8 protein-coding genes are annotated in these 6,024 nt (G+C 51.4%); 2 read left to right on the plus strand and 6 right to left on the minus strand.

All coding sequences use genetic code 11. From position 1 onward, the window contains the following. The 4 genes from VIN66_RS00920 to rpoE all read right to left on the minus strand — a co-directional run. A partial coding sequence (locus tag VIN66_RS00920; protein ID WP_331922244.1) for a SoxR reducing system RseC family protein occupies positions 1–252 on the minus strand: 252 nt, incomplete at its 3' end. Beyond that, positions 252–1,181 carry a MucB/RseB C-terminal domain-containing protein gene (locus VIN66_RS00925; protein ID WP_331922245.1) on the minus strand — a complete coding sequence of 310 codons (930 nt, stop codon included), beginning with the start codon at positions 1,179–1,181 and terminating at the stop codon, positions 252–254. The genes VIN66_RS00920 and VIN66_RS00925, both read right to left, overlap by 1 nt. Further along, on the minus strand, positions 1,178–1,804 hold the full coding sequence (locus VIN66_RS00930) for a sigma-E factor negative regulatory protein (protein ID WP_331922246.1): 627 nt from the start codon (positions 1,802–1,804) through the stop codon (positions 1,178–1,180). Before VIN66_RS00930 ends, VIN66_RS00925 begins: the two co-directional genes overlap by 4 nt. Before the next feature lie 39 nt (positions 1,805–1,843). Then, positions 1,844–2,419, minus strand: a complete 576-nt coding sequence (gene rpoE, locus VIN66_RS00935; RefSeq protein WP_134056651.1) for an RNA polymerase sigma factor RpoE — start codon at positions 2,417–2,419, stop codon at positions 1,844–1,846. A gap of 149 nt (positions 2,420–2,568) precedes the next feature. On the opposite strand from rpoE, the gene nadB reads away from it, so the two are divergent. Further along, positions 2,569–4,188, plus strand: a complete 1,620-nt coding sequence (gene nadB / locus VIN66_RS00940; protein ID WP_331922247.1) for an L-aspartate oxidase — start codon at positions 2,569–2,571, stop codon at positions 4,186–4,188. Here nadB and VIN66_RS00945 read toward each other — a convergent pair. Both VIN66_RS00945 and VIN66_RS00950 read right to left on the minus strand, forming a co-directional pair. After that, complete coding sequence (locus tag VIN66_RS00945; RefSeq protein ID WP_331922248.1) at positions 4,185–4,616, minus strand: protein YgfX; 432 nt, start codon at positions 4,614–4,616, stop codon at positions 4,185–4,187. The two genes, nadB and VIN66_RS00945, sit on opposite strands and share 4 nt — an antisense overlap. Next, the gene (locus VIN66_RS00950) at positions 4,603–4,854 is read right to left on the minus strand and encodes a succinate dehydrogenase assembly factor 2 (protein WP_331922249.1); all 252 of its coding nucleotides are present in this window, start codon (positions 4,852–4,854) and stop codon (positions 4,603–4,605) included. The genes VIN66_RS00945 and VIN66_RS00950 overlap by 14 nt, the downstream gene beginning before the upstream one ends. 149 nt (positions 4,855–5,003) lie before the next feature. Here VIN66_RS00950 and ygfZ point away from each other — a divergent pair, with 149 nt between their 5' ends. Continuing rightward, entirely contained in the window at positions 5,004–5,972 is a 969-nt protein-coding gene (ygfZ, locus tag VIN66_RS00955; RefSeq protein ID WP_331922250.1) for a tRNA-modifying protein YgfZ, read from the plus strand. Positions 5,973–6,024: the final 52 nt, after the last annotated feature.

Below are 6,024 nucleotides of genomic sequence, written 5' to 3' on the forward strand. Positions count from 1 at the left end.
CAACAGGTAAACCAACATGGCCGCCGTTATCAGGCTCTGTTCAGAGATGCCTATTTTCACCTGCTCACCGGCTAACAGCTTCAGCTCTGACGCAACAAAAAAGTGTAGCTTTTTCGGTGTTAATGTTTTTGCCACTACACCGGTGCCACAATCGTCGCTGACCTGACAGGCATTGCAACTGGCGACAGGGGTTGTTGTCAGCCAGACGCCAGTTTGCTCAACGGATACCACAGTGGCAATTTCTTCTACCATCAGTGCACCGCTGCGGCCAGTTGACGCGCGGTCTCTATACTGACCGGACCTATTACTGTCACTTCAAGCTGATTGGCATTTTGCACGTAAATAGTCGTAGCGCCATCACGATAAGCCTGTGTCGGCAAGCGCTGTGCCTGCTGCACAAACACTGAAACCTGATGTAAGCCGTCACTTAACAACCAGTAGCTTAACAGGCTGTTTTCCAGCTGTGGGATATTGGCGGGTTCTTCTACCTGCGAGTAGCCTTGTGGTAGCCAGGTAAGCTGGTGGTTGCTGGCCACTGCAGTACGGGTGACACTGTCACCGGGCGCGGGTAACTCTGCCGCCATTAAAGAGCGCAAATTTTCCGGCATCTCAGCACTTATCTGCATATGAGTCACCAGCCAGCGCTCCAGCGCATTTTGTTGCTCCGATAAGGTATCGATGCGCAGCGGAAAACCGGTTTCATCATCCAGCCACAGCCAGTAATTATACCGGCTGGCATCTTTTGCCGTCAGACGCAGCAACTGTGCGCTACGGCCAGACATAACAGAGCTGCTGCCGGCGACAGCGTTGTACAGGCGCTGGATATTTTCTTTGGGTTCAAAAAACAATGCCGGTAGTTCAGGAATGTTGTCGCTGCGGGTAACAAAAGCGGGCCTGTCGGTCAGCAAATAATACACCAACGCATCACGGCGCAAAATATCTACGCCACTGGTATCTAAGGGAATGAGATGTTCGATTTCCTGGCCGTCAGTACGACCGTGTAACCAGCGGTACGTATCGACATTGGTGCCTTTTAACACTACAAAAGAGGTATCAAAGTTATACTGTTTTACGGCGTGCTGTACTTTGTCAAATAAGGCCCAGCCAGCTTGCTCAGCCTGGGCCAAAGTAGAAAACACAACCAATACTATGGCACTACATACGCCAGAGAATCGCATCATTGCTGCTCGTTTTGTTCAGACCCGGTGTTTGCTTCAGTTTTATGGCTTGCCTGCTGTGCTTGCTCCATAACCCGTACCTGCTGACGATGCGCATTGAGCAAGGCCTGCAAGCGCTTTTGCTGCTCCAGCATGGCTTGCTGCTCTTGCTCCGCAAAGCGATCAGATACGGTGGTCTGGCTTAAACTTACCGGTGTCGCAAAACCAGCAATAGGCTGAGTCTGTAACAACGGCTGTGGGCTTAACATGTCTTCGGGCTGTTGCTGGTATTGCTGCACCCCAAACACCGCCATCAGTGCTACACCGGCAGCAATAGCGCCCTGAGCAACAGGTTGCAACCAACGCCCGTTTGCCGCTGAGGCTACAGACGCTTTGACACGCTGCAGTAAACTGCGGTCAGTCTGCAGCTGATACACCGGTTCATCAGCAATTTTCGCCATCACATCAGCTGAAAAATCAGATGACACAGGGCCACGGGCTTCACGGCGTATGGTGGCACCAATAAGGTGATAACGTTCCAGCGTAGATTGCAGCTCTGTATCCCTTAGCAAACTATCAAGCTGTGCTTTGGTCAGTGGCTTATTGTCACTGGCGGCAGAGAGCCAATCCTGATGTTCTGACGACATAATGTTTCCTGTCTTAATTACTGGTTGTTGCCCTGACAGCTAGCTGATTAACGGCTTCAGCTGCACATCAATGGCTTCACGCGCCCGGAAAATACGGCTGCGAACGGTGCCTATCGGGCAGCCCATTACATCCGCAATTTCTTCATAGCTTAACCCTTCAAGTTCACGCAGAGTAATGGCCGTGCGTAACTCGTCAGGTAGTTTTTCTATGGTGCTAAACACCACATGGCGGATTTCATCAGATAACAACAACTGCTCTGGTGAGTCCTGTTCTTTTAACGCGTCACTGCCTTCAAAATATTCGGCATCTTCGGCATCTACATCAGTTGCCGGAGGCTTACGGCCATTGGCAACCAGATAATTCTTCGCGCTGTTAACCGCGATACGGTACAGCCAGGTATAAAACGCACTTTCACCACGAAAGCCCGGAATGGCGCGATAGGCTTTAATAAAGGCTTCCTGCGCCACGTCAGCTACGTCTCCGTGGTTAGAGACATAACGGGAAATTAAGTTCGCAATCCGGTGCTGATATTTTCTTACCAAAACATTAAACGCAGCTTTATCGCCTTGCTGTACGCGCTGGACAATCTGCCAGTCCAATTCTTGCTCGCTCATGTTCGAGCCTTTCCCCTGTAATACTTGTTCGTTGTGCTAACTGGCGCTGGTCTAGCTTGCTGGTATGACTGTACGCCGCAGAAATAGTTCTGTTAATTATGGCAAAAAAGCTACAATAGCCCGACATTGACTGATAGCAAGTGTATCGCATGACGCAAGCAAAAGAATATCTTTGTGACGTTTTAATTATTGGCAGTGGCGCGGCCGGTTTATCACTGGCGCTGCAACTGGCCGACAATGCCAATGTGCTGGTGCTGAGCAAGGGGCCCCTGCGCGAAGGCTCTACGCTTTATGCTCAGGGCGGTATTGCGGCCGTTTTTGATGAGAACGACAGCATTGCATCACATGTAAACGATACACTGATTGCCGGTGCCGGTTTGTGTGATGAGGCAGCTGTGCAGTTTACTGCCGGCAATGCTAAAACCGCGATGGAATGGCTAATCGCCCAGGGTGTGCCGTTCGACCAATATCAGGACGAAGATGGCAGCCTGAAATATCATTTAACCCGCGAAGGCGGCCACAGCCACCGCCGCATTTTGCACGCCGCTGATGCCACCGGCCAGGCCGTGCAGATCACGCTGGTAGACAAAGTTAAAGCCCACCCGAACATTCGTCTGCTGGAAAACTACAATGCCATAGATTTGATTAATGGCCGCAAGATTGGCCAGAACCCCAAACATTGTTATGGCGCTTATGTCTGGAACAAAACCGCGGCCAAGGTCGAGTTGGTAAAAGCCCGTTTTATTGCGCTGGCAACTGGCGGTGCCAGTAAAGTATACCTTTATACCAGCAATCCGGATGTGGCCAGTGGCGACGGTATTGCGATGGCATGGCGCGCCGGATGCCGGGTGGCCAACATGGAATTTAACCAGTTTCATCCTACCAGCCTGTATCATCCGGACGCGCCTAATTTTCTTATTACCGAAGCAATGCGCGGCGAAGGCGCCTATTTAAAACGGCCGGATGGCAGCCGCTTTATGCCAGACTTCGATGAAAGAGCCGAGCTGGCGCCGCGCGATATCGTTGCCCGGGCCATTGACTATGAAATGAAACGCCTTGGCGCAAACTGCGTGTATCTGGATATCAGCCACAAAGCCAAAGATTTTATTCTCGAACATTTCCCGACTATCTATGCCAAATGCTTAAGTGTCGGCATTGATATTACTAAACAGCCGATACCTGTGGTGCCGGCTGCACACTATACCTGCGGCGGTGTAGTGACTAATTTAAACGGCCAGACTGACATTGATAACTTATACGCCATAGGTGAAGTGGCTTACACCGGGTTACACGGCGCCAACCGCATGGCCAGTAATTCACTGCTGGAGTGCGTAGTGTTTGCACAGGCGGCGGCCAAACATATCCTGGCACAATTAAACACGGCCAGCAGCCTGCCGGATTTACCGTCGTGGGATGACAGCCGTGTCAGTGACTCAGATGAAGAAGTGGTGATCACCCATAACTGGCACGAGTTACGGTTATTTATGTGGGATTACGTCGGTATAGTCCGCACTAATAAACGGCTGGAACGGGCGTTACACCGGGTGGAGCTGCTGCAACGGGAAATTCAGGAATATTATAGCCACTTCCGTGTCAGCCATAACTTACTTGAGCTGCGTAATCTGGTGCAGGTCGCCGAGCTGATTATCCGCTGTGCGATGCAGCGCCACGAAAGCCGCGGTTTACATTACAACCTGGATTACCCGGCACTGTTGCAAGACAGCGCCCCGACACTATTAACGCCTGCCAATTACGTAGTATCTGATTAAAGAGTATCCGGCCCGCCTGCTGACCAGCTGCTCTGGTTTATCAGCCGGGCCAGTGCGCGATACTGCGGCTCATCACATTGGTCTACCAAGATCCAGCGCTGGTGCTGTTTCCCTGACTGATCGCGCCAGCACAGTTTCACCGCATACTGCGCCACTAACCCACCGGCAGTTAACCGGCCTGAACTGTTGTACGGGCCAAACCAGTGTAATAAGCCATCGTTTGTCAGTGTCAGCATCTGCTGCTGGCGCAGCCTGGCAAAATGACTGTACCACTGCCAATAATAGATGAATGCCAGTAACGCCAGCAGATACAACCAGTACCCCTGCAGAGGCGAAAAAGCCAGCACCAGCGGCGGCATCAGCGCCAGCAGAGCCATGCCAATTTGCGCATAGACCGAGGGTTTTAGCCTGATGTTAAACGCGGACACGATCCAGAATCAGCTGCACTAACGCCTGTAACACCGGATCGGATGACTTCGCATGCCCCATAAACCAAGCGAATAAGTCCGGGTCATCGCAGGCCAGCAAGCGCTCAAAATCCTGCTTTTGCTGTTGCGTCAGGGCGTCATAGCCCTGCTCAACAAATGGCGCCAGTAATACATCCAGCTCCAGCATGCCGCGACGGCATGCCCAGCGCAGCCTGGGTTTTGTCATTAACTCTGTCATATTAGTCCTTGCTCACAGCGGCCTGAGTCATCAGGTCAGATGGTTATGCCGCGATTCTAACAAAAATTGGCAAACGGGGTTGAGCTTTTAATCCATTCCCCCAATCATAGCGTTATAACTTAGCTACCCGTTACCGAGTAAACACTGCTATGCATACATCCTGGTTAACCGCTGAACAGTACGCTTCTTTATCTACGCAGGTAAAGGGCGCCTTTATTGCCCCCCTGCCTGCTTTTGACAGCCTGCTCGTATCTGGAGCCGACAACCGCAAATACCTGCAGGGGCAAACGACCTGTGATTTGGACAGTTTAACCGACGATAATTTTCTGCACGGTGCGCATTGCGATGCCAAAGGCAAAATGTGGTCTCAATTCTATCTTGCCAGTGTTGGTGAGCAGCTGATAACGGTAGCATTTCGCGATGAACTGAGCGCCTCAACAACACAGTGGAAGAAGTTTGGTGTGTTTTCCAAAGTCAGCTTCGAAGCCGGCCAGCAGCATTATGCCGTTTTCGGTATTGGCGGCGAGGATGCACACTCGCTGGTTAGCAAGCTTGGTTTTACACTGCCACAACCTGGCAGCCTCAGCCGGCACCAGGATGCGTTGCTGCTGGCGTTAGCGCCGGGCCATTTTCTGCTGTTAATGCCGCTGAACGCTGCTAAAGCGCTGATGACAACATCACTGCCTTTTGCTGCACCCAACGTCTGGCTGGCGCAGCATATACAGCACGGTTTCAGTTACCTGGAGCAGGAATTAATTGGCGCCCTGGTGCCTCAAATGCTTAACTTACAGGCACTCGACGCCATCAGCTTTACTAAAGGCTGCTATATTGGGCAAGAAACTGTCGCCCGGCTGAAATATCGTGGCGGCAATAAAAGAGCGGCCTATATTTTACAGGCAGACACAACTGAGCTGCCGGCAGCGGGTACTGATATAGAATTACAACTGGGTGATAACTGGCGCCGGAGCGGCCAGGTTGTCAATGCTGCAAATATTAACAATACATTATGGTTAATTGCAGTGTTACCAAACGACATAACACCGGCAGATCCATTACGGCTAAGCAGCGAAAGTGCCCCGGCACTGCGCATTGTGCCGTTACCCTATTCAATCAATTAAAGAGGTTTTCATGACCATTTCTCAGGACAAAGTTGTCGCCATGCACTACACC

The organism is Rheinheimera sp., assembly GCF_036568245.1.
Lineage (GTDB): Bacteria > Pseudomonadota > Gammaproteobacteria > Enterobacterales > Alteromonadaceae > Alishewanella.

What these genes read in the sequence shown, in the direction of transcription:
- VIN66_RS00925 (WP_331922245.1), bottom strand. Translation starts at nt 1,181, where the DNA reads ATGATGCGATTCTCTGGCGTATGTAGTGCCATAGTATTGGTTGTGTTT.
- VIN66_RS00930 (WP_331922246.1), bottom strand. Translation starts at nt 1,804, where the DNA reads ATGTCGTCAGAACATCAGGATTGGCTCTCTGCCGCCAGTGACAATAAG.
- rpoE (WP_134056651.1), bottom strand. Translation starts at nt 2,419, where the DNA reads ATGAGCGAGCAAGAATTGGACTGGCAGATTGTCCAGCGCGTACAGCAA.
- nadB (WP_331922247.1), top strand. Translation starts at nt 2,569, where the DNA reads ATGACGCAAGCAAAAGAATATCTTTGTGACGTTTTAATTATTGGCAGT.
- VIN66_RS00950 (WP_331922249.1), bottom strand. Translation starts at nt 4,854, where the DNA reads ATGACAGAGTTAATGACAAAACCCAGGCTGCGCTGGGCATGCCGTCGC.
- ygfZ (WP_331922250.1), top strand. Translation starts at nt 5,004, where the DNA reads ATGCATACATCCTGGTTAACCGCTGAACAGTACGCTTCTTTATCTACG.